Here is a 23,968-nt window from a genome sequence, read left to right on the forward strand (position 1 = left end):
GCGCCGGCGGTATCAGGCGTTCAGCGCAGGCAGGTTTTGCACTCTCAGCGTTTGTGGCACCGACAGTGAGATCTCGGCCGCGCGCAGCCGCTTCAGGATCTCGAACAGCAGGTCGCTCTTTGTTTCCGTGGCGATCCGCGGGCTGCCTACGTAGCCCGTCACGCTCAGCGTGATCCCGTTCGATGCCAGCTGGCTGAACGTGACGGACGGCGCGGGCTTCTCGAGAATCGCCATGTTTTCGCGGTAAGCCTCCAGCAGCAGATCGCGCACATGCTCGGGGTCGATGTTCAACGGAAACGTCAGCTGCAGCGTCGCCACACCTTGCGTGCTATTGCTCATCGTCACGTTGCGCAGGTTCTGCGATATCAGCTGCGAGTTCGGCACGATCACGGTGGAGCGGTCGCCTAACTGGATTTCCGTCGCGCGCACGTTGATGCGCCGGATGTCGCCCTCGACGCCGCCGATGCTCACCATGTCGCCGACCTTCACCGGACGCTCGGTCAGGAGAATGAGCCCCGACACGAAGTTCTTGACGATTTCCTGCAGGCCGAAGCCAATCCCGACCGACAGCGCACTGACGATCCACGCGAGGTTGTCCCATTTGACGCCCAGCAGCGACAAGGTCAGCAATACGATCAGTACGTAGCCAATATTGCTGAACAGCGTAACGAGCGAGACCCGCAAGCCCGGCTCCATGCATACCTTGGGCAAAAGCTCCGCATCCAGCCAGCGCCGTACCGAGCGCAGCAGGTAGATGCCAACCGACAGCGCGATGGCCGCGCTGAGGATCCGATCGGGCATGATATTGAGGCGGCGCAGCTTTTCTCCGCCGAGCACCGTGAGCAGGCTGTTCAACAGATCGCTCGGTGTCGTGCCGAAGCCGCCGGTCAGCAGGGCAATGACCGCGACCAGCAGCAACAGGCTCGTGCCGATGCCCGACACCACCGTCGACGCCTGCTCGAGATGGCTGTCCCCCAGGCCGAACAGCTGCTTGATGACTTTACCGCTCGAATGATGCAACGAGAAAACGCACTCGCAGATGTCGCGTGTCAGTTGCGTCAGCAGATACAGGCTACACAGGACGATATCGACCCAGACGAGTTCGTAGGTCAGGAAGCGCGCGAAAGTGATATAGCCGATAAGCAGGGCGAACAACGATGCGATCACCGTAATCGTCACGCCAGCGTGGATCATGCCGGCCAGCGTGGAGCGCGCCTCGGGCTGCTCTCCCGCCGCGCAGAGCAGGGTGCGCACGCGGTTGGCGCGCAGCAGCGCCGCGCCGATTGCCAGGACCACAACAAGCGACACAAGGCCGCGGCCCGACAGCGTGACTTGCAGGCTGGTATCGGCGCTCCGGTTCAGTTGCTCGAGCGTACCGGCCAGCAGCAACAGGCCGGCGAGGACAGCTGGGAACGGGCTCATCGCCAGCGCGACCCGATCGGCGAGTGCCGGCAGGCGCCATGACGGATGACGCGTGCATAGCAGCGCGCGGCCGAGGCCGGAAATCAGCGCGCTGGTCAGCGTCAGCTTTCCGAGTTCGCTGATCAGGTCTTGCAACTGGGGCGGCGGCTCGTAGTATCGGGTGAAGGCGAAGCAGACGATCTGTACCGCGACCGCCGTCGTCACGACGGTTGCGAGGGCTGTCGCCAGTGCGAGCGCACTGCGCCGTAGGCGGGACTCCGGCAATTGCGTCAGGCAGAACCACGCGAGAGCCCGCTCGATGAGCCGCCGGCCGATCAGCCAGACAGCCAGCGCAAGGAGTACGAGGAGGGTGGTGACAGCCTGCTGACCCGGCTGCCAGGCCAGTTGCCACAACGGGACGACCTGGTCCTTGAACGCACTTAGCCTTTGCTGGTCTTCCGGTGTCGGCTTGAACAACGGCATCCAGAACTGCGCGCTCAGGATGCTGTCCGAGCGCAGCGCCAGCTGGTTCTTCAGCAGGCTGCGCTGCAGCTTGGCGATCTGCCCGTTCAGGTTGGCTACGTTCTCCTTGTCGTCGGCCGCCTGTTTCAGTCCATTGTCCAGCTGCGTCTTGCGCGCGTTGAGTTCGCCCCGCTGCAGCGCGACGGCAGGTGCTTCCGGCGTCGTTCCGGCGGCGGGCGCCGGCCCGAGCACATCGAGCTGTGCCTGCAACTGCGCACGCTCGGGCAGCAGTGCCGCAGTCAGCTTGTCGACGTCGCCCGCCAGTTGCTTGATGTCATTGTCAAGCCCTTCGAGCTGCGTGCTGCTCGTGGCGGCCGACGCCAGCTGCTTGATACGGTCCTGTTCTGTCTGGAGCCTCTTCAGTTCAGCGACGGCCTCGGCGTGCGAAAGTGACGTTGCGAGCTGGGTGTCCGTACTTTTTACGGTATCGGCGGCGGCGGCTGTCGGCAGCGCGGCCGGGCTCAGGTGGAATAGCGCAATCAGCACAAGGCTCAGCGCGAGCTTGGGGAGTTTGCTCATAAGACAAAAAAAGCTACAGATCGGCTAGCCGGGCAAGCAATCGGGCACTTTTCCGTGGATGGCCTTGGTTCGCCAGACGGCGCGTTGCCAGGCTCGACGATCGGGATGTTGGACGGCCGCGGCGCCGATCAAACGGGAAGTCGATCAGACGGCTGGGGCGCGATTTCGGCGGCGTGCTCTTGCTCTGGCGGAGAGGACGCCCGGTACTGGGCGGTCAGTGCGGGACACTGCGATACGATGCCGTGCGGGCGGTAAGCCGCTGCAGCAGGGCCGGATTGGCGGCCGAACTGGCTTATTCATCGCTTGCGCAGGCCACATTGCGCTGACCAGTCTGGTGGCGGCGTGACCTAAAGAAGCTGCATTATACATAGGCATGCCGGCCCTCCTGATCGTGCGGTGGTCCGGTGTCCGCAGGAAAGGAACTTGCCAAACAGCATATTGGCTCGCGAGGAATTACTGCATTGCGAGGCCGTCCGCCATCTGGTCTAGCGCCATGGGAGTGACTTCGGATGAGCCGTAGATCACGCCGGCCACAGGCGCGCTGCCTGCCGCCACCATAATCGTCTGGACCGGTTGTTGCGCCCGGTACGTGACGGCACCTTTAATGACACTGGCCGCTGTCACGGTATAGGTGCCCGCTTCCAGGTTCGCCAGCGTCGTCGATTGCCCCACAGTCTGCCGGTAGCCGCCGGGGCCAGTGACTGCAACGTTGGCGGGCGTTCCCGCAGGCAGGCCCGAGATGATGATGGAGAGGGTGCCGGGTGTGCCGTCACCGGTGGTCACTACGATTTCGCCGCCCCCGCCGCACGCGGCGAGAATGAGGCAGCAGGTGCTGAGAAGTAAGCACAGGGCGTGGCGGAGCGTGGAGGTCATGGCTGGCTCCCTCGTGGAGGTTGGCCGTAATGGAATCATGGCGGTGCGGCAACGCGATGTCCACCCCAGGGGAGGCAGGGACTTCCGGGCGCGGTCGGCGCCAGCGCCTCGCCGCAGTCCATGGACGGCCGCTTCTAAGACAGGCAAGGCGCCGGCTACGGCTTGCGGCCTTCCTGCGGCTTGATGGCCGGGGATTAGCACCGCAATGCCTCGGCCATGGCACGAAGCGCCAAGATGCAGCCGGCAGGCTAGGCGTTGCTGCGCCAGATCCCGTGATAGCCGAACGGCACGCGATGCGGCAGCCGGGCGATCGCGACGAATAAGTTTGGTTGTTTTTGGCGCAATACGCTAATTGCCCTGCATTTTCCGCATCGCCTGCACGAATATGTTCAGGTGTTCCGGTTCCGCGTCGGTGATGGCCCAGAAGTTCATGCCGTTCTGTTGCAGGCGAAGCGGGGGCTTTACCCGTCTTTTTCTTATGTTTCTTTAAGATTTGCCTGCCTGATTCCGGCTCCGCTGCCCCCCGGCGGACGACCTCGGGGCAATCAGGTTGCCCACATCCGTCCGGCCGTCACGCCAGACTCCAATATCTTCCTAATGCCCAGAGCAACGCGCTCAGCGTAAAGAACGACACAACCGTAGTCACCAGCAACGTCACCGCGCTGAAATCTTCCTGCCCATAAACCTGCCCCAAGGTCGCATAGATCCCCATCATTGGCATGGCCGCCATCAGCACAGCTGCCATCCGCAGCGAAGGCTCGATCTCCCCGAGTCCGAGCATCGGCACCATCGTGATCGCCACGAAAACCAGCAACGGATGGAGCACCAGCTTGCCAACAACAATCGGCGCAATCCGCGAGCCGTGTCCGCGCATGGGAAGCCCGACCAGCGTGCCGCCAATGACAAACAGGGAAAGGGCACTACAGGCAGTCGCCAGCATATCGACCGTGCGTATCACCGGCCCGGGCAGTTTCAATCCGAGTACCGACACGGCCAGCCCAGCGAGCAAGCCGATAATCAGCGGGTTATAGGCCATCCGCATCAGCGATTTGCCCAATGCACGCCATTGTCCGGCGCCGCCTTGCCTGCTCTCGGCCATGCAGAGCAGGAAGGGGATGAGCAGCAGGTTCTCCACCGTCATGTTGAGCGCAAGCGATACCCCGGCCACAGGGGCGAGGGTGAGCAGCAGGATGGGATAGCCGACATAGCCGCTGTTCGAGCACGACATGCCCATCGCGTAGAAAACGCTGGTGGCCGGATTCAGCCCGGCAGCCCGCCGGCACCAGAAATAGCCCAGGCCAACCATTGCCCACGATCCGAGGCAATACGCGAGCAGGTAGCTGATATTTAGGATCTCCCCAAGCTGTCGTTGCGACAGCGTCCGGAACAGCAGCGCAGGCAACGCCAGATTGATCACGAACTTGCCGAAGACGCGCATGTCGGCCTTGGCGAAGATCCCCGCGCGGGTCATCGAGTATCCGATCAGGATGGCGATATAGATCGGGGCGATGATGGCCAGGATGTCGAGCATTAGGTGGCTTCCGAAAGGCGTCCGTTAAGTTAAGGCTGGCGCGCGCAACGCCGCCGTCATGCCGCGGCGCCGGGGAGGGCAACCACAGCATGCGGGCGGCGTTGCGGCTTTTGTTCTTGCAACTGGAGGGTCGCTGGCAGCGCTCAGAACTTGTGGCGTATCCCGGCCATGACGCCCAGCCGTGTGCTGTTGCCGAACGTATTGCCGCTGTTGATGAAGGTGGGGGAACTGTTCAGCGGGATCCATGCGCCGCTCAGGTGGGTGTAATCGACCGCCATATAGACGTCGGTCCGCTTGCTGAAGTTGTAGTCCAGCATGGCCGCGGTGGTCAGGCGCTTGCCGCTTTCGCCGGCGTGCTTGAGCCAGTCGTACTGGAAGGTTCCGATCAGGCTCAGGGCGTCGGTGAGGTTGACGCGGGTGCCCACGTAACCGACGTTGTTGCGATAGTCGGCGACATCGAGGCGATTGTTGGTATAGCCCAGGTAATACTGCGCGCGCGCGGCTTTCCAGGTGCCGCCCAGGCCCCAGACGGTCTGCTTGCTGGCTTGCGAAGCGGGTACGGCGCCAAAGAAGGCGGAGGAGACGTCGTGCGTGACCTGGTAGACGGCGCCAACCTCAAAGGGCCCGGAACTGTAGACCAGCGAGCCGGCAGCGGCGTTGCTGGCCGAGGTACTGCCGGCGACTTCGCCAAAGGTGTAGGCGCCGGCCACCTGCAGGCCGCCGAAGGATTTGATGTACTTGATGGTGTTGTCGTAGCGCAGGCCGGTGTAGTTGCCGCCCTGGTACCCGACGATGGAGTTGTTGGCGAAGGCCATGGCCTCGTAGGAGGACAGGATCTCGTGCGCAAGGGTGTACTGCCGGCCGAGGGCGAGCTTGCCCAGATTGCCGTCCAGGCCGACCACCGCAGTGCGTCCGAAGAGGCGGCCGCCTTGCTGGCTGGTGCCGGTATCGGGGCTGAAGCCCGATTCCAGGATGAAGAAGGCCTTCAGGTTGTTGCCCAGGTCTTCGGTGCCGCGCAGGCCCCAGCGGCTGCCGGTCAGTTCGCCGTCTGTCATTTGCCATTTGCTGTTGCCGGCAGCGTTCTCGTGGGTGGAGAAACGAATCGTGGTGTCGATCAGGCCATACAGGGTGACGCCGGATTGCTGCGCGAATGCTGGCCATGCTGCGCTCCCCAGGATAAGCAGGGCGGCGGCTTTTTTCATATTGATACTCCTCCGGTTGGCTTTTGATATTTATTGATATCTTTTAATCCGTCTTGATAGGTCGCAAGCTGCCTCAGGCGAGTGCCTTGTTCACTTTCGCTTCGCCCATTGCCTCTTCCCGCAGCCGGTCGTATTCCCGCTTGTCCATGGGGACCGCGCCGCGTTCTCCGAGGTCGCTCATGCGGATGCGATGGGTCTCGCGGGCACTCCAGGCGGCGATCGCCGCGATGATCGTCACGGCGAGGGCGATCGCCCCGACCGTCAGGGGGATATTGGTCGAGCCCGGCGGCGCCACCGTTGCGAAGAGTGCCGGAAGCAGGGCGGTGATAGCCGTGCCGACGTTTTGGGCGATGGCCATTGCCGAGACGCGGGAACGGGTCGGGAACAGCTCGGGGTAGAAGCTCGGGAAGATCGCGTTATAGCCTTGGTAGACGATGCCCCACATCAGCAGCGACGATACGATGGCGAGTGGCACGTTGTGGATGCTGATGGCGTAGAGGTAAGCAAATGAGAGCAGCCCGGAGCCAAGCGCACCGACAATGATCGGCAACCTGCGGCCGATCTTGTCGGACAGATTGCCGACATACGGAATGACCAACACCGCGACGATGTTGCCCGCGACCGGAATCCACAGATAGACACTCTTGTCGAAGCCGATGCCATACGCCGGTTGCACAGCGTAGGCCGCGCCGAAAATCGTGGCGACCACCGGGATGACGTTCATCAGGGAGAGGCATACGACCCGGATCATGTCTGCCCAGCTGTGCTTGAAGGCTTCGGCGATGGGCGAGCGTGCCACTTCGCCGCTCTTGACCTCTTTGGCAAACGCCGGCGTTTCATGGACTTCCCGGCGAATGATAAAGCCGGCGAGGAGCACGAAGGCGCTCAGCAGGAAGGGAATGCGCCAGCCCCATGCGTTGAAGGCATCGGCGGGCATGTAGTACGCCAGCGGCAGGAATACCGCGGCGGCGAGGATCTGGCCGGCCTGCACGCCCTGGAGCGTGAAACTGGCGTAGTAGCCGCGCCGGCCGAACGGGGCGTGCTCGAGAATCATCGAACTGGCGCCGGAAATCTCGCCGGCCACCGCGAAACCCTGGATGAGGCGAAGGACGACCAGCAGCACCGGGGCAAGCATGCCGACCTGCTGATACGTCGGCAGCAGGCCGACCGCCATCGTCGAGAAACCCATCAGGAACATGCACAGGACAAGCACGGTCTTGCGTCCGTGGGTGTCGCCCCAGTGGCCCAGGAAGAATGCGCCGATTGGCCGTGCGATGTAGCCGACGCCATAAGTTGCCAGCGACGCGACGATCGCGATCTTGGGGTTGCCCGAGGGGAAGAAGATCTGCGGGAAGATCAGGGACGCGGCCGTCGCATAGATGAAGAAGTCATAGTATTCGAGCGCCGATCCGATCCAGCCGCTCGCGGTCGCCTTCTTCGTCTGGCGTGCGCCGTGTGTGTCACGGTCGATGGTGGTAGCCATGTTGTCTCCTGTATTTGGTGCCTGAAAATTAAGCGATCGCCGGTCCCCGGACAAGCTCAATTCGCGCAAGTTGCGCGCTAATCGCGCGACTTGCGCGTTAGACGCCCGAAAGTCGGGTTTTTACTAGCGGGAGGGGTTTCCGGGACCTGCGCCGGGGTCAACTGCGGCGACAGCGCTGGCAAGGTGTACACGGCACTCGAGCGCCTGCCGAGCGACCTGATCGCCACGGCGCCGCCAATCGCCGGCTGCGCGGTATCTGCGAGACGGGAGATCAAGCGCGGCAAGTTGGGGGGCCGATGCCGGTGTGCCGCGGGCGGGGAGCGTCGGTGAAAGGGGGGAAGAAGCCGCGAACACATTCGTTGTCACTGTGATCGGGGAAAGGAGCGTCCGGCTGCGAGGCCCGCTTGTCGCCACCGCTGCCTTGCGCAACGGATAGCCGCCAGCGCGCGCCCCTGGCCCGCGCCGGCGGCTCCGGGACTTAGTCGCCTTTGAAGCCGGATGCCTTGATGACCGGCGTCCAGCGAGCGGCAAGTGCGTTCGCATATTTGCCGACTTCGTCCGCTGTACCGCCAGGCAGCAAGTCATAACCGGTGCGGCCCAGTTTCTCGCGGACGTCGGGCATGGCCAGCACCTTGCGCACGGACTGGTACCACTGTGCGGACACCTCGGGCGCGGTGTTGGCGCGCACGTACAGCAGGTAGCGCGACGAGGTCACCAGGTTTGGAAATCCGGATTCCGCAAACGTGGGCACGTCGGGGAGGGCGTCCGCGCGCTTGTCGCCGGCCACCGCCAGCACGCGGAGCTTGCCGGCACGGTGGTACTCCATGAACGAGGTCGTCGCGTCCATGCCCGCCGCAATCTGGTTTCCCATCAAGTCCGTCACCAGGGCGCCGCCTCCGCGATAGGGCACCAGGGTGCTGCCGGTACGGGACTGGGCCACGAATTCCCCGGCGAGGAAGTGGAGCAGGGTACCAACCGTGCTGATGCCGATCGAATGGTCAGCGGGACGGGCTTTGGCTGCCTGGACAAACTCGGCCAGTGTCTTGGCCGGGGAGTTTGCATTGACCGCCAGGCCAAACTGAACGCCGGCCACGTCGGTGATCGCCCTGAAATCGGTGGCGGGATTGAAACGCATATTGTTATAGATCAACGGTCCGATAAACATCGGATCCACCGGCGCCAGCAGCACGGTATGGCCGTCTGCCGGAGCGTTCTTCAATACCTCCGCCGCCACGCGGGTGCCGGCACCGGGCCGGTTGTCGACGATGACGGTCCGGCCAAGCGTTTCCTTGAGTTTCTCGGCCAGCAGACGGCCCATGAAATCGGCGGGTCCCCCGGCCGGGAATGGCACGATGATGCGAGACACGGATTGCCCCCATGCGGCGCGCGAGATCAGGCTGCCGGTGCAGAGGGCGGCGGCGGTGCCGGCCAGCATGGCCCGGCGCGAAAGCCACGCAGGGGAAGTCGGGTTGCGTTCGTTCATGGGAGTCTCCTGTCTTGGTTGCGGGGGTTGTTATCGAGCGGTGAACGGGGTGAAGCGCGCGGCGTCTTCTATGACCTGGCCTGCCTGCAGCAGCAGATCCTCCCGGAAGCGCCAGGCCAGCAGTTGCACGCCGACGGGTACACCGCCGGCCATGCCTGTGGGCACCGAGAGGCCCGGCACGCCCAGCATGGCAGTGGCTAGCAGCGGGCTTTGGGCGTCAAGCAGGGCGTGGGTTTGTTCCAGCGTGCCGGTATCCGCGTCCTGCGGGCATGGGCGCTGCCATGACACCGGCATCAACACCAGCGGATATTTATGCAGAAAGACCGACCAGTTGCGGCCCAGTGCCTGGCGCCGCGCCAGGGCATCGAGGAAGCCGTCGCGGTCGGTCTCCGGCATGCCCGCCAGCATGTTGCGCTGGCTGCGCCGCATGGCGTCGTCGCCATGTTGTTCCACGCCCGCGACGATATTCCGGCGGCTGTCGTCAGTCGTCAGCGTGCGCCACAGGGCGGCGGCTTCCACAAAGTCCGGCAGCGCGGCTTCCTCGACGGCGTAGCCGGCTTGCTGCAGCCAGTGCGCAGCGCTGTCCAACGCTTCGCTGATTGCTGGATCGATGGGGATGCCGGGGCAGCGTTTGAACAGCGCCACGCGGATAGGGCCCGCCGGCTGCGGCAGTTCCAGCGGTACCGGCACCCAACTGGGGTCACGCGCGTCATGGCGCGCCATCGCGTGGTATCCCAGCCGCAGGTCAGCCATGTTGCGTGCCAATGGTCCCTGCACCGACATGAGTTGCGGCGTGATGCCGCGCTCGACGCTGGCAGTGGGGTTGTACGCGGGTACCCGGCCTGTCGTGGGCCGCAGGCCAGGCACGCCGCAGGCATACGCCGGATAGCGGATGGAGCCGCCGATGTCATTGCCATGTGCCAGCGCGCCCATGCCGCAGGCCACCGCGGCAGCGGCGCCACCGCTGGACCCGCCGGGAGTGATATCCGGGTTCCAGGGATTCAGCGTGCGCCCGTGCAGACCGTTGTCGGTGAACCAGCGCGACGAGTAGGTGGCGGTGTTGCTGCGCCCGACGATGATGGCGCCGGCATTGCGCCAGTTGGCAACCACCGGGGCGTCCTCGCGCGCGATATTGTCCCGCAGCGGGATGACGCCGTTGGTGGTGGCATGGCCCGCCTGGTCCACGTTGATCTTGATCGTGACGGGCACGCCGTGAAGCGGCCCGAGTTGCGCTCCGCTCGCGATCAGCCGGTCGGCTGCATCGGCGCTGGCCAGTGCCTGCCCGGCCAGCACTTCGGCCAGGGCGTTGATGCTCGGGTTGAGCTGCTCGATGCGCGCGAGCGCGCTGGCCGTGGCCTCGCGGCAGGATATCTCGCGCCGCCGTACCGCGGCGGCAATGTCGACGGCGCTCCAGCGCCACAGCGTTTCATGGGGTTTCACGTGGGACTCCAAAAATTAGAGCAAAAGCGATCCCGCCCACATCGGCTGACGGCTGATGGGAGTGTGGCGGGGAGGAGGTCTGTGCCGGCGGGCGAGACCCGCGCGGCCAAGGTCAGTCGCCCGGATTTATCAGCAGGCTGCTCCGGTCGACCCGCGACTCGGCTTCGAGGGCCAGGGCTTCGGCGTGCGCCATATGCTCTTGCATGAGTGCGCGGGCACGGTCGGCGTCGCGCGCGCGGAATGCGTCCATCAGGGCCGTGTGGCTGTGGACGATCTCGTCGTCAAAGCGGTCGAAACTCTCTTGTGCGTTGCGTACCACAATCACGCGGCGAATGATGTCGTTGAGCAGGCGGCAGAACAGCGCCAGCATGGGGCTGCTGCAGGCATCGGCGAGCCGGTCGTGAAAGAGCAGATCCGCTTCGCGGCGCTCGTTCCAGTCCTCGCTGCCGCCATGCGCCGGATGGCTCAGGCCGATCAGCGCATCGAGATCGGCCAGGTCGGCCTCGGTCAGGCGCAATGCCACATTGGCCGCCAGTTCGGGCTCAACCGCGCGGCGCAAGGCATATAGCGTCGCGATATCGACCGGCTGGAAGTAGAGGAAGTTGGAGACAGCCTCCAGGCACTGGACGTAGGAGGGCTGCGTCAGCGTGGCGCCTCCGTTGGGCCCGGTAGTGACGGTGACCAGGCCCTGCACCTGCAAGGCGGTCAGCGCCTCGCGCACCGTCCCGCGGCCGACGCCCATCTGCTCGATCAGCGCCGCCTCCTGCGGCAACTTGCCGCCCACTTTCTGGTGCGTCTGGACGATCCAGCGCTTGATACCGTTGACTACCTGATCGACGCGCTTTACGCGCTTGCTGCCGGATAACCCGGGCTTGGGGGTGTGAGGCATTGCTGACTCTATTTATGATCATAATTATCATAATTGGTCAGCGGCCTGATTTTTCCTATGCGGGTATTCCCGAGGCGGTGGCTTGCGGGCATCGCGCCTTCGTGGAGGCGGCGCAAGAGGTGGATGGCCGGCTGAAGGCTGATGGCGAGGCCCCTGGCGCCGCGCAAGGCAGCCGGAACAAGCCCGGCACGCAGGCGCCGTAGCGCCCCGCGTACGGGGCTGGCGCGGACGCTGCACGCTGTGCGCAGGCCGCCGGAAGAGGCCGTCCCGGGATACCAGCCGGGCAGGCAATGCGTGTTTTTTGCATTTCATAATGCAAAAAGCCATCTCGTGTTTAAGCCCCCCGAAGCAAAATCAGGCAAAATTCGACGTTACTGCCGGGCTGCGACCCAGCCGGTGGCGTTCTCCAACCCATTTCTTGACCCTGAGAGAAGCAATGAGTACCCAGCAACCCACCATCATCTACACGCTGACCGACGAGGCGCCGCTGCTGGCGACCAGCGCCTTCCTGCCGATCATCCGCACCTTTACCGCGCCGGCCGGGATCGACGTCACCACCAGCGATATTTCGGTGGCGGGCCGTATCCTGGGCGAATTCCCGGAATTCCTGACCGAAGCGCAGCGCGTCCCGGACAACCTGGCCGAACTGGGCCGCCTGACCCTGCTGCCGGACACCAACATCATCAAGCTGCCCAACATCAGTGCTTCGGTGCACCAGCTGGTCGGCGCCATCAAGGAACTCCAGGCCAAGGGCTACAACGTGCCTGACTTCCCGGAAGACCCGAAGACCGATGCCGAGAAGGCCATCCGCCAGCGCTACTCCAAGTGCCTGGGCAGCGCCGTGAACCCCGTGCTGCGCGAAGGCAACTCGGATCGCCGCGCACCGGCCGCCGTGAAGAACTACGCCCGCAAGAACCCGCACAGCATGGGCGAGTGGAGCATGGCTTCGCGTACCCACGTGGCGCACATGAAGCACGGCGACTTCTACCACGGTGAAAAGTCCATGACCCTGGACCGCGCCCGCGACGTGAAGATGGAGCTGGTCACCAAGAGCGGCAAGACCATCGTGCTGAAGCCCAAGGTTTCGCTGCTGGACGGCGAGATCATCGACAGCATGTTCATGAGCAAGAAGGCGCTGTGCGACTTCTACGAAGAGCAGATGGAAGACGCGCGCAAGACCGGCGTCATGCTGTCGCTGCACGTGAAGGCCACGATGATGAAGGTCTCGCACCCCATCGTGTTCGGCCACGCCGTGAAGATCTTCTACAAGGAAGCCTTTGCCAAGCACGGCGCGCTGTTCGAAGAACTGGGCGTGAACGTCAACAACGGCCTGGTCAACCTGTACGACAAGCTGGAAAGCCTGCCCAGCTCCAAGCGCGAAGAAATCATTCGCGACATGCACGCCTGCCACGAGCATCGCCCGGAACTGGCGATGGTGGATTCGGCCAAGGGCATCTCCAACCTGCACGCCCCCAACGACGTGATCGTGGACGCCTCGATGCCGGCCATGATCCGCATCGGCGGCAAGATGTGGGGCGCCGATGGCCGCCCGAAGGACACCAAGGCCGTGATCCCGGAAAGCACGTTCGCTCGCATCTACCAGGAAATCATCAATTTCTGCAAGACCAACGGCAACTTCGACCCGGTCACCATGGGCACCGTGCCCAACGTCGGCCTGATGGCCCAGCAGGCCGAGGAATACGGCTCGCACGACAAGACCTTTGAAGTGCCCGAAGCCGGCGAAGCCCGCATCGTCGACATCGCCACCGGCGACGTGCTGCTGGTGCAGAACGTGGAAGAGGGCGACATCTGGCGCATGTGCCAGGTCAAGGACGCGCCGATCCGCGACTGGGTCAAGCTGGCCGTTACCCGCGCCCGCAACTCCGGCATGCCGGCGATCTTCTGGCTGGACCCGTACCGTCCGCACGAAGCCGAGATGATCAAGAAGGTCGAGACCTACCTGAAGGACCACGACACCACCGGCCTGGACATCCAGATCATGTCGCAGGTGCGCGCCATGCGCTACACGCTGGAACGCGTCATCCGCGGCCTGGATACCATCTCGGTCACCGGCAACATCCTGCGCGACTACCTGACCGACCTGTTCCCCATCATGGAACTGGGCACCAGCGCCAAGATGCTCTCCATCGTCCCGCTGATGGCCGGTGGCGGCATGTACGAAACCGGTGCGGGCGGTTCCGCGCCCAAGCACGTCAAGCAACTGGTGGAAGAAAACCACCTGCGCTGGGACTCGCTGGGTGAATTCCTGGCGCTGGCCGTGTCGCTGGAAGACCTGGGCATCAAGACCAACAACGCCAAGGCCAAGATCCTGGCCAAGACGCTGGATGCCGCCACCGGCCAGCTGCTGGAGAACAACAAGAACCCGTCGCCCAAGACCGGGCAACTGGACAACCGCGGCAGCCAGTTCTACCTGGCCATGTACTGGGCCCAGCAACTGGCGGCGCAAACCGACGATGCGGCCCTGGCCGCGCAGTTCGCGCCGCTGGCCAAGCAACTGACCGACGACGAGCAGGCCATCGTGGCGGAACTGTCGGCCGTGCAAGGCAAGGAAGCCGACATCGGCGGTTACTACAAGCCCGACTTCGCGAAGCTGGATGCCGTAATGCGCCCGAGCAAGACGCTGAACGCGGCGCTGGCGGCTGCGCAGGCTTAAGGAAGTTCCGCTGCTTCCCGGTCGGGGCGGGTTGTACGTGCGCTCTCCCTGACCGCTCCCTTCCGGCCCATGGCCGGGAGGTATGTTGTTGATCGTCCCGTTGATGGCAGCAGTTGCACAATGCGCTTCGGGATAAGGCGATATTTTTCTTCCGGTTCGCTATGCGGAGCACTTGCAAATTCCGATCCGTTAGGTAGAATGCGCCTCCTCACCTAGCCCAGGTGGCGAAATTGGTAGACGCACTAGGTTCAGGTCCTAGCGGTGGCAACACTGTGGAGGTTCGAGTCCTCTCCTGGGCACCAAGATAGAAAGCAAAAGGCCTGCATTCGTGCAGGCCTTTTGCTTTGTGCTTCGCGGCGAAATGCGACCCCTTGCCGCGTCAAGGCAAAGGCCTAGGTATTTGTGCTTAGTTGCACGAAGAAACTATTGCAACGAGAATCTGTTGTCGATATCGACTAATTCTCCGAAGCGTGGCATGCCATCCTCCGATCACCCCATCCTCGAATACCTGTCGTTCCGGCTCGATCGGCTGAGCGAGCTGAGCAAGGCGGCGGGTTCGCAGTTCTACGAAAACGAGTTCGGCGTCACGGTGCGGGACCTGCGCGTGCTTCGCCTGGTTGCGCTGGAGCCGGGGCTGACCCTGAGCCGGCTCATCGAACTCTCCTTGCTCGAAAAGACACAGGTGTCGAAGCTGGTCAGCGCGCTGGTGCGGCAAGGGCTGCTGAGCCGGCAGATCGGCGAACTCGATGCCCGGCAGATCAATCTGTTCCTGAGCGCGGAGGGCGAGAGCATGGTGAAGCGAACCTACGAGCGCGGCAATACGCTGGAGAAGGCATTGCTGGCCACGCTGACCGAGGCGGAGCTCAAGACTTTCAATCGCTGCATCGACAAGCTGACGGATACGCTCGAGTATCGCGCGAGGGACGCCGGCGGGGAGGGGGCGGCCAGGGTCAAGCCCAAGCGGGCCGCATAGATTCTTCGTTCCCCGTGCCGGGGTTGCGAATCCGGTGCCGGCTGATGGACCTTCACCCAGAGATGACCCAATGACAATAAACGAGACAAACGAGACAAACGAGGCAAACGAGGCAACTGCCCTCAATGCACTGAGCGCCACGACGCTGCTCGACCTCTATGCCCGCAAGGCGTTATCGCCAGTGGAGGTGACCCAGGCCGTGCTGTCGCAAATGGAAGCATGGGAGCCGCATATCCATGCGGCCTATGCCCTCGACACGCAGCGCGCGCTGGCGATGGCACGCGAGTCCGAGGCGCGCTGGCAGCGCGGCGCGCCGCAAGGGGCGCTGGACGGCGTGCCGGTGACGATCAAGGAGAACATCGCCACGCAAGGGGTACCCGTCCCGCTGGGCTGCGCCGCGACCGAGTTGGTCCCGGCCGCGAAGGATGCGCCCCCGGCGGCGCGCTTGCGTGAAGCCGGGGCTGTGTTCCTCTGCAAGACCACGATGCCGGACCTCGGCATGCTTGGCGCGGCCATGTCCAGCTTTCACCCCCTGACGCGCAATCCATGGGACCTCAGCCGGAATACGGGCGGCTCCAGTTCGGGCGCGGGTGCGGCAGCGGCGGCCGGCTATGGTCCCCTGCATGTCGGCACGGACATCGGTGGCTCGGTGCGCGGGCCGGCCGGTTTTTGCGGCATATTCGGGCTCAAGCCGAGCCTTGGCCGCATTCCGATCGATCCGCCTTATGCGGCGCGCGTTGCCGGTCCGATGACGCGCACCGTGGCGGATGCCGCGCTCATGATGCGCGTGCTGTCGCAGCCCGATGCGCGCGACCATATGAGCTTGCCCTACCAGGCTATTGAGTGGAACCGGCTGGATCGCAGCCTCAAGGGCCTGCGTATCGGCTTGTGGCTTGAGCTCGACTGCGGCATCGCGCTCGATCCGGATGTGCGCGAAGCGGTGGAGAGGGCGGCCAGGGCGTTCGAAGCGGCCGGCGCGGTCGTCGAACCGATCCGGCCGTGGATCGAGCCGGGCATGCTCGAAGGCGTTAGCCGCTTCTGGTCCATGCGCACACGCATGGACCTTTCCGCGCTGCCCGAAGCGCGGCGCGGCAAGGCGTCGCCAGCCATCCAGTGGGCGGTGCAAAAGAGCCAGGAGGTCAGCGCCGAGCAGCTATACAAGGCACACGCCCAAGGCCTGGCGCTGCGCGCGGCGACCGTGGCCGCCACGCGCGATTTCGACTATGTGCTCTCGCCCGTTTTCCCGCAGCCTGCGTTTGGCGCGGAACAGACGCATGTGGAATACGAGGGCGTCGAACCGATTCACCAGGCAAGCTTCACGATCGTCTACAACTTCTCCGAGCAGCCCGCGGCATCCGTCAATTGCGGGTACGCAGCGGATGGCATGCCCATCGGCCTGCAGATTGCCGGACGGCGTTTCGACGATCTGGGCGTCCTGCAGATGGCCAGGGCCTGGGAGGAGATGCGTCCCGCGCAACGGCCCTGGCCGCAACCGCCGCGGACGGCAGCCTGAGCGCGTCGGGCAGCGAGGACGTCGCCCGGTGAGGCGGCGTCCCGTCAGCTACCCAACCGGGCTTCGATCTTTCCGGTCAGCCCGTCAACCCAGGTACGCAGCAGTTTGTCGGAGACCACCAGCGGCACTGATGCCGCCACGATCTGGTACACCTTGTTGCGTCGTACCTTGGAGACTTTTCCGGGGTCGAGCCAATCGTCGTTATTGACGAGCAGCAGCAGGGTTTCCAGGCCGATGAGGACCGGCCACAGGCACGCCAGCCGCAACCGGATGGAGAACGCCGGGATGGCGAGCGTGTATTCAACCGCCTCCCGGAAGTGATCCAGCGTTTCGCGGATCAGCTCGAACAGGATGGGTTGGGCGCGCAGGGCGTTGGCCGGCAGCAAGAGATCTTGCGGCGTTAATCCAAACCGGTCCAGCAGCGTGGCTGGCAGATAGCAACGGCCGATGCGCAGGTCCTTGCAGCAGTCACGCAGGACGTTCGTCAACTGCAGTGCCTTTCCGAAGCGCACGCCACGGTGCAGCATGGTCTCCGGGCTACCCTTGAGTGTCCCCGGCATGTGCGCATAGGTCATCTTGGTCCAGAATTCCCCCACGCACCCCGCAACCAGGTAGGTGTACCGGTCAAGCTGTTCCGGTTCGCGAAGCGCGACGATCTGCCCGGAGCATTCGTCGGGGAAGGTACGGAGATCAAACTCCATGCCCGTCGTCAGGGTCGTCACGATCTCGCGCACCGCCTCCCGGTCGGACTCGCTCAACTGGGACAATATCGACAGCGCGGGCCCCAGCGACTCGAGCAGGACCTTCTCGTCCGACTGCGTCTGCTGCCCCGCGACTTCCACCGCCATGCGTCGCAGGAACGTCCCGTCGTCCGCGGCGCCGTTGACCCGATCACGCAGCGACAGGAGCAGATCCAGCCGTTGCCGCGGCGGAATGAGCGAAGTGTCGGCGATCGTGTCCGCGGCGCGAGCCAGCAGATACGCCAGGCCAACGGGATCGCGCATCCCGGCGGGCAGCACGCGCAGCGTCAGGTAGAAAGAACGTGAAACGCCTTTCAGTAGCGGGCCGAGGAGGAAGGCCCGGGTGGGGTTAGGCATGGATTGGGGTCAGGTCGGTATTGGACAGGTCAGGCGCTGCCGAATTGTATCCGGCAACGATGCCGCGGCGGTGATGCGTAGCGAGTGGCCATCCAAGGCGGATTAATGCTTTTTCTCATCGACTCTCTGCGACCTCGGTGTGGAGGTGACAGTGAGGGGCACAGATCAGCCACGTTGCGGCGGTGCATTTGCGGCAGCCTGTGAAGTTTGCTTCCAGCTCGAAACCGTCATGCCAAAGTGTTTTCTGAACCAGAAAGCGAAAGCGCTGGGACTTGAGAAGCCGAGCAGATCGGCGAGTTCGGCGAGGGAGCGATCGCTGTCGAGGATCTGGCGGGAGGCGAGTTCAGCTCGGACCGACTGGAGCAGCGACAAAAAGCCCGTGCCTTCCGCAGCGAGATGGCGATGCAAAGTCCGGCGATCCACGCCAAGGTGCTTTGCCACCTGGTCCGATGTACACCTGCCCCCAGGCAACATGGCAACCACAACCTGCCGAACGGTGTGCGTCGCACTTTCATTGGATCCAGACAGGGCCTGATCGAGAAAGCGACGGACATATGGCGTCATGCGGTAGTCATTGGCCGGCATGGGCGCGGCGAGGTCCTTTGCGGCACAGACGATGCCATTGAAACTTGCATTGAACTCAACCGCCGAGCCGAACAGCGCTTTGTGACACGTGGCACCGTGCGGTTGACGATGCTCGAAACAGACGCTTCGGGGGCGCCAGGTTGGCCCCAATAGTTCCTGGATCGTGCGGTATAGCACGCCCACGGCCATTTCAATGGACTGCCGCACCGGGTGCTTGCCGGTGGCCAGGATCTCTTCACGAATCAATACGGCGTCGCCAAAGTCTTCGATGCGAGTCAACAGCGACGCATTGATCAGGCGCATATAGCGACACAGGTTGTCCAGCGCCTGCCGGGCATTCGGCGCTTCGCGCATCACGAAACTGATCGGGCCCAGGTTGGCCAGCCGCCGGTCCATGGCCAGTTGCAGGCCGAAGTCTTCCACGCCTGCCATCAAAGCACTGTCCTCAAGCAGCCGGCGTACCGCCATGGTACTGACCGGCATATCGGGATCGAGAAGGCTCCGGGGACTCAACCCCACCTTGCGCAGCATCGCCTCAGGGTTGAGTCCATGGTGGCGCGCCAGTTCCGTGTAGCCGGTAAGACTGGCGCTTCGGATCAAGGGCGTGTAACCGGGCATGGGAATGTCCCAATTTAGACATCGAATGTCCCAAATAATACATCACATTGGATCTTGCAGCGATAGTCTTCGGATGTGGATCTGATCCCCGATGCCCGGCGGGGCGAGGTCAATGGAGCGCAGCGTGGCTTCAGTCTTTACGCCGGACCTCATGCGCAAAACCGAGCTGTTGACAGACCCGAGTCGCAGCATCACCTCAAATCGAATTCGATCATGACAACATCCACAGTGCTTATCGTCCCCGGCCTGCGTGACCAGGTTGCCGAGCATTGGCAGACATTGCTGGCCGAGCGACTGCCCAATGCCCGCACAGTGCCGCCAATGGGGCGCGAAAACCTGGACTGCTATCGCCGTGTCGCGGCAATTGAGCAGGCGGTGGCAGACATTGGCGGTCCTGTACTGCTGGTCGCCCACAGCGGGGGCTGCATCATGCTTGCCCACTGGGCCCTGACAACCGCACACGCGGCACGCATCAAGGGCGCATTGCTGGCGTGTCCGCCCGACTTTGAACGCCCCATGCCGGAAGGCTACCCGACACTTTCCGCGATCCACGCCAACGGCTGGCTCCCGGTCCCACGCCAGCGGCTTCCGTTTCCCAGCCTGGTTGCTACCAGCCAGAACGATCCGCTGGGCGAACTGCCGAGGGTGATCGAACTCGCGCAGGCCTGGGGCAGTGACACGGTGGACCTGGGCGAGGTCGGTCATCTGAACCCGGCATCTGGCTATGGCCCCTGGCCGATGGCCACGCAGTTGATCGAGCGGCTTGAGGCAGGGCGCCTCTCGAGCAGCGCCGAGTCCACGTTGTACCACTGACCAAGCAAGCATCAGCGGCAGCTCTCAACGCAAGAGCGGCCCGACCAGCGCTACGCGCCGCATGTAGCGGCCATGCTCACCGCGACCTCGAGTCCCGCAAGACCACGGGATCGTCCGTCCTGGTGATCTGAACAAAAAAAACAAGGAGACAAGCCATGCATATCGAACCGTTGACGTGCGCCATAGGTGCCGAGCTCGTGAACGTGAACCTGGCGGACGCCGTGCACGACGATGGCCTGTTCGCCGAGATCAGGGCCGCGCTGCTCAGGCACAAGGTGCTGTTCCTGCGCGACCAGGACATCACGCGCGCTGAGCATGTGGGCTTCGCGCGCCGCTTCGGCGAACTCGAGGACCACCCCGTGGTCGGCAGCGACCCGGATCACCCGGGCCTGGTGCGCATCTACAAGTCGCCGGACGCCCCCAACGACCGCTACGAGAACGGCTGGCACTGCGACGCCACCTGGCGCGAGTCGCCGCCAATGGGCTGCGTGCTGCGCTGCGTGGAGTGCCCGCCGGTGGGCGGCGACACCATGTGGGCCAATATGGCGCTGGCCTACGACAAACTGCCCGACCAGGTCAAGATCCAGATCGCCGGCCTGCGTGCGCGGCACAGCATCGAAGCCACGTTCGGTGCGGCCATGCCGATTGAGAAACGCCTGGCACTCAAGGCCCAGTACCCGGATGCCGAGCATCCTGTGGTGCGCACCCATCCCGAGACCGGCGAGAAGGTGCTGTTCGTCAACGGCTTCGCCACTCATTTCACGAACTTCCACACGTCGGCCAACGTGCGCTACGGCCAGGACTTCACGCAAGGCGGATCGGCTCTGCTGCAGTACCTGATCGGCCAGGCCTTGATCCCCGAGTACCAGGTGCGCTGGCGCTGGAAGCCAAACAGCATCGCCATCTGGGACAACCGCTCGACGCAGCACTACGCCGTGATGGACTACCCGCCCTGCCATCGCAAGATGGAGCGCGCCGGCATCGTCGGCGACAAGGTGTTCTGATCCTCAGTTCCGCCAACCCTATCGCCTTTCTGCTTTTCCCACCCAGGAGACACGCCATGAACTTTCTCGACGGACACCTGTTCCCCGAAAACCAGCAGCCGCTCATCATCACGGCCGCGCCCTACGCGCCGTCCTATGTCCCCTCTGACTTTCCCGAGGACATCCCGGTGACGATGGAGGCGCAGATCCAGAAGGCGGTGGACTGCTACAACGCCGGTGCCACGGTGCTGCACCTGCACGTACGCGAACTCGATGGTCGCGGCTCCAAGCGGCTGTCCAAATTCAACGAACTGGTCGCCGGCGTGCGCAAGGCCGTGCCCGAGATGATCATCCAGGTGGGTGGCTCGATCTCCTTCGCGCCGGAGACCGATGGCGCTGCCGCCAAGTGGCTATCCGACGATACGCGCCACATGCTCGCCGATCTCGATCCCAAGCCCGACCAGGTCACAGTGACCGTGAACACCTCGCAGATGAATGTGCTGGAGCACTTCGATTACGAAGACCTGCGCGGCACGTCGATGGAAGATCCGGCCACCTTTCAGGCTTACAAGGAAATGACGGTGCCCTCGCAGCCTGGCTGGGTCGAGGAGCACATCCGCCGCCTGTCGGCCGCCGGCATCCAAAGCGCTTTCCAGTGCTACAACATCAACAGCTTCGAGTCGGTCGAGCGCCTGATGCGCAGGGGCATCTACAAAGGCCCGCTGGTCATGAACTGGGTGGCCATCAGCGGCGGCATGGACGCGCCCAACATCTACAACATGGCCAACATTGTGCGCGCCGTGCCCGATGGGGCGGTGCTGACGGTGGAAAGCTCCGTGCTCAACGTGCTGCCGATCAACATGATGGGCATCGCCATGGGCCTGCATGTGCGCTGCGGCATCGAGGACAACCTCTGGAACCAGCAGCGCACCAAGAAGTTCAGCACGGTCCAGCAGGTCGAGCAACTGGTGCGCATTTCACGCGAGTTCGGCCGTCCGATCGCCACTGCGCAGCAGGCGCGCGAGATTTCCAAGATCGGCGTGTTCTACGACACCGTGGAGGAGTCCCTGGCGGCCAACGGCTTCGCGCCAAACCGCATCGGTCGCCAGCAGGGCCACCTGCGCAAGGTCGCCTGAGCGCCGCCACGCCCTGGCTAACAACAACAAGGAGACAAAGGATGAAGCAAGCAACCAAGTACCGCCAGCGCGCGACGCTTCTCGGGGTCGCCTTCGCCCTGTGCGCGGCGCCTCTGGCGGCAAACGCATGGTCGCAAAAGCCGGTCAGGGTCGTGGTGCCGGCGCCCGCCGGTGGCACGATGGACGTCGTGGCGCGGGTGCTGTCCGAGGCCATCTCGACCGAGATCGGCCAACCGGTGATCGTCGACAACAAGCCGGGCGCCGGCGGCGCCATCGGTGTGCAGGGACTGAATCTCGCGCCGCCGGATGGCCAAACGATCATGGTCATTGCAAGCAACATCCTGACCGAAATTCCGCTGGTGATGAAGACGGGCTTCGATCCGGTCAAGGACGTGAAGCCGGTGACGATGGTGGCTCGCTCTGCCATGGTGCTGGTGGCAACGCCGACGGTGCCGGCCAAGGACCTGAAAGGGTTGATCGGCTACCTCAAGACCGCCAAGGGTGGCCAGGGAAGCTATGCGTCCTACACCGCGGGAACCAGCTCGCACTACGCAGGCGCCATCTTTGCCAACAAGTCCAGGCTGGACCTGCAGCACGTGCCCTTCCCGGGCTCGCCACCCGCGCTGCAGAACGTGATGGGCGGCCAGGTCGACATCATGTTCGACGGTGCCGTGACCTCGCTGCCCCTGATCAAGGCAGGCAAGCTCAAGGCCTTCGGCGTCGGGACGACGACGCGGCTGGCGCAACTGCCCGATGTGCCAACGATGGCGGAGCAGGGCTTCCCCGAGATCATCGATTTCTCGAACTGGGTGGGCGTCATCGTATCGGCCAAGGTGCCCGACGACATCGTGAACAGGATCAATGCCGTGGTAACCAAGGTGGCCTCGACGCCAAAAGTACGCGAGAAGCTGATGGGGCTCAGCTTCTCTCCGATGGTCAGCGAGAACCCCGAAGCGCTGGCCAAAGTGACGCATGCCGAGTACGAGCGCAATGCGCAGATCGTCAAGGTGTACAACATCAAGTTCAACCAATGAGCGATCGGGCCCGGCCATGCCTCCGGCGTGTTGATGCATTCAGTGCCTGGCCCGGCCACGAACCCATCGCCGGACTGTCAGCGACCAACTGAGTCGGCCGCATGGGACCCCTCAGAACATACACAGGAATACAAGCATGTCAAAAGCCATTCGCTTCTACGAAACCGGCGGCCCGGAAGTGCTGAAGTTCGAGGACGTCGAGGTCGGCGAGCCCGGGCCCGGCGAGGCCCGCGTGCGCCACAGCTACATCGCGCTGAACTTCATCGATATCTATTTCCGCACCGGCCGCTACCCGCTGGCGCTGCCCAACGGGCTGGGCTCCGACGCGGTCGGTGTGGTCGAGGCCGTGGGTTCCGGCGTGACGGACATCCGCGTGGGTGACCGCGTTGGCTACCTGATCGGGCCGCAGGGCGCTTACTCCCAGGTGCGCGTGATGCCGGCCGCGGTGCTGATTCCGCTGCCCGATGGCATCTCCGACCGCACCGCCGCCACGCTGATGATGAAGGGCATGACGGCGCAATACCTGTTCCGTCAGGTCTACCCGCTCCAGGGTGGCGAGACCATCCTCTACCATGCGGCTGCGGGTGGCGTGGGGCTGATCGCATGCCAGTGGGCGCGGGCGATGGGCGTCACCATGATCGGAACCGTGAGTACCGACGAGAAGGCCGCGATCGCCAAGGCCAACGGCTGTGCGCACACCATCGTGACTTCGCGCGAGAACATCGTGCAGCGCGTCAAGGAGATCACCGACGGCAAGGGTGTTCCGGTGGTCTATGACTCGGTGGGCAAGGACACGCTGGAAGCCTCACTGGACTGCCTGCAGCCGCGGGGCTCGCTGATCAGCAACGGCACCTCGTCGGGAGCGGTGATTGTCGACTCCCAGATGCTGGCCGTGAAGGGATCGATCTGGTTCACGCGGCCCGCCATGATGCACTATATCCAGCCGCGTGCACACATGCTGGACATGGCCAGGGAATTGTTCGACCACGTGCTGGCCGGCAGCGTCGCGAGCGAACCCCAGCAGACCTTTGCCCTGGCCGATGCCGCCGACGCGCATCGGGCGCTCGAGTCGCGCAAGACAGTAGGGTCCACCGTCCTGGTGCCCTGACAGAGGCATTGTCACGTTGTAGAAGCGATCGCCTGAGATGGCGTGACGAAGACGATATCGCTTTGTCACCGCCATCTCGGCGCTTGCTTCC

The 23,968-nt window shown here is 63.9% G+C and carries 19 protein-coding genes and 1 tRNA gene; 10 read left to right on the top strand and 10 right to left on the bottom strand.

The annotated features are described in order from the left end of the window. Window positions 1-12 precede the first annotated feature (12 nt). The 8 genes from ACZY0R_RS14595 to ACZY0R_RS14630 form a co-directional block, all read right to left on the bottom strand. Window positions 13-2,442: a DUF3772 domain-containing protein gene (locus tag ACZY0R_RS14595; protein ID WP_488859062.1), complete on the bottom strand. Its 2,430-nt coding sequence runs from the start codon at window positions 2,440-2,442 to the stop codon at window positions 13-15. Window positions 2,443-2,895: 453 nt separating this feature from the next. Further along, entirely contained in the window at window positions 2,896-3,315 is a 420-nt protein-coding gene (locus ACZY0R_RS14600) for a hypothetical protein (RefSeq protein ID WP_488859063.1), read from the bottom strand. A 571-nt stretch (window positions 3,316-3,886) separates the two neighbouring features. Next, window positions 3,887-4,846: an AEC family transporter gene (locus tag ACZY0R_RS14605; RefSeq protein ID WP_488859065.1), complete on the bottom strand. Its 960-nt coding sequence runs from the start codon at window positions 4,844-4,846 to the stop codon at window positions 3,887-3,889. A gap of 143 nt (window positions 4,847-4,989) precedes the next feature. Further along, complete coding sequence (locus tag ACZY0R_RS14610) at window positions 4,990-6,048, bottom strand: porin (RefSeq protein ID WP_488859066.1); 1,059 nt, start codon at window positions 6,046-6,048, stop codon at window positions 4,990-4,992. A 73-nt stretch (window positions 6,049-6,121) separates the two neighbouring features. Beyond that, a complete protein-coding gene (locus tag ACZY0R_RS14615; RefSeq protein WP_488859707.1) occupies window positions 6,122-7,531 on the bottom strand; it encodes an MFS transporter in 1,410 nt (469 codons plus the stop codon). A 478-nt stretch (window positions 7,532-8,009) separates the two neighbouring features. After that, window positions 8,010-9,014, bottom strand: a complete 1,005-nt coding sequence (locus ACZY0R_RS14620) for a Bug family tripartite tricarboxylate transporter substrate binding protein (protein ID WP_488859068.1) — start codon at window positions 9,012-9,014, stop codon at window positions 8,010-8,012. Window positions 9,015-9,044: 30 nt separating this feature from the next. After that, entirely contained in the window at window positions 9,045-10,454 is a 1,410-nt protein-coding gene (locus tag ACZY0R_RS14625; protein WP_488859069.1) for an amidase family protein, read from the bottom strand. 112 nt (window positions 10,455-10,566) lie between these two features. Beyond that, complete coding sequence (locus tag ACZY0R_RS14630) at window positions 10,567-11,343, bottom strand: FadR/GntR family transcriptional regulator (RefSeq protein ID WP_488859071.1); 777 nt, start codon at window positions 11,341-11,343, stop codon at window positions 10,567-10,569. 14 nt (window positions 11,344-11,357) lie between these two features. Between ACZY0R_RS14630 and ACZY0R_RS14635 the strand changes: the two genes are divergently transcribed. The 5 genes from ACZY0R_RS14635 to ACZY0R_RS14655 all read left to right on the top strand — a co-directional run bounded on the left by ACZY0R_RS14635 (window position 11,358) and on the right by ACZY0R_RS14655 (window position 16,503). Then, entirely contained in the window at window positions 11,358-11,546 is a 189-nt protein-coding gene (locus ACZY0R_RS14635) for a hypothetical protein (protein ID WP_488859072.1), read from the top strand. Window positions 11,547-11,779: 233 nt separating this feature from the next. Beyond that, window positions 11,780-14,017 carry an NADP-dependent isocitrate dehydrogenase gene (locus ACZY0R_RS14640; RefSeq protein WP_488859073.1) on the top strand — a complete coding sequence of 746 codons (2,238 nt, stop codon included), beginning with the start codon at window positions 11,780-11,782 and terminating at the stop codon, window positions 14,015-14,017. 215 nt (window positions 14,018-14,232) lie between these two features. Further along, a tRNA-Leu gene (locus ACZY0R_RS14645) sits at window positions 14,233-14,319 on the top strand. 173 nt (window positions 14,320-14,492) lie between these two features. Continuing rightward, on the top strand, window positions 14,493-14,990 hold the full coding sequence (locus tag ACZY0R_RS14650; RefSeq protein WP_488859074.1) for a MarR family winged helix-turn-helix transcriptional regulator: 498 nt from the start codon (window positions 14,493-14,495) through the stop codon (window positions 14,988-14,990). 70 nt (window positions 14,991-15,060) lie between these two features. After that, the gene (locus ACZY0R_RS14655; protein WP_488859076.1) at window positions 15,061-16,503 is read left to right on the top strand and encodes an amidase; all 1,443 of its coding nucleotides are present in this window, start codon (window positions 15,061-15,063) and stop codon (window positions 16,501-16,503) included. 44 nt (window positions 16,504-16,547) lie between these two features. Here ACZY0R_RS14655 and ACZY0R_RS14660 read toward each other — a convergent pair whose 3' ends face one another. Both ACZY0R_RS14660 and ACZY0R_RS14665 read right to left on the bottom strand, forming a co-directional pair. Continuing rightward, window positions 16,548-17,600: a phytoene/squalene synthase family protein gene (locus ACZY0R_RS14660; RefSeq protein ID WP_488859078.1), complete on the bottom strand. Its 1,053-nt coding sequence runs from the start codon at window positions 17,598-17,600 to the stop codon at window positions 16,548-16,550. 165 nt (window positions 17,601-17,765) lie between these two features. Further along, on the bottom strand, window positions 17,766-18,803 hold the full coding sequence (locus ACZY0R_RS14665; protein WP_488859079.1) for an AraC family transcriptional regulator: 1,038 nt from the start codon (window positions 18,801-18,803) through the stop codon (window positions 17,766-17,768). A 213-nt stretch (window positions 18,804-19,016) separates the two neighbouring features. On the opposite strand from ACZY0R_RS14665, the gene ACZY0R_RS14670 reads away from it, so the two are divergent. From ACZY0R_RS14670 to ACZY0R_RS14690, 5 genes are all read left to right on the top strand, one after another. Next, entirely contained in the window at window positions 19,017-19,616 is a 600-nt protein-coding gene (locus tag ACZY0R_RS14670; protein WP_488859080.1) for an RBBP9/YdeN family alpha/beta hydrolase, read from the top strand. Between the two features lie 155 nt (window positions 19,617-19,771). Then, entirely contained in the window at window positions 19,772-20,620 is an 849-nt protein-coding gene (locus tag ACZY0R_RS14675) for a TauD/TfdA dioxygenase family protein (RefSeq protein WP_488859082.1), read from the top strand. Window positions 20,621-20,676: 56 nt separating this feature from the next. Beyond that, a complete protein-coding gene (locus ACZY0R_RS14680) occupies window positions 20,677-21,735 on the top strand; it encodes a beta-keto acid cleavage family enzyme (RefSeq protein ID WP_488859083.1) in 1,059 nt (352 codons plus the stop codon). Between the two features lie 41 nt (window positions 21,736-21,776). After that, the gene (locus tag ACZY0R_RS14685; protein ID WP_488859084.1) at window positions 21,777-22,769 is read left to right on the top strand and encodes a Bug family tripartite tricarboxylate transporter substrate binding protein; all 993 of its coding nucleotides are present in this window, start codon (window positions 21,777-21,779) and stop codon (window positions 22,767-22,769) included. Window positions 22,770-22,905: 136 nt separating this feature from the next. Further along, entirely contained in the window at window positions 22,906-23,877 is a 972-nt protein-coding gene (locus ACZY0R_RS14690) for a quinone oxidoreductase family protein (RefSeq protein ID WP_488859085.1), read from the top strand. Window positions 23,878-23,968 lie beyond the last annotated feature (91 nt).

It is taken from the genome of Cupriavidus sp. F041 (assembly GCF_057814235.1).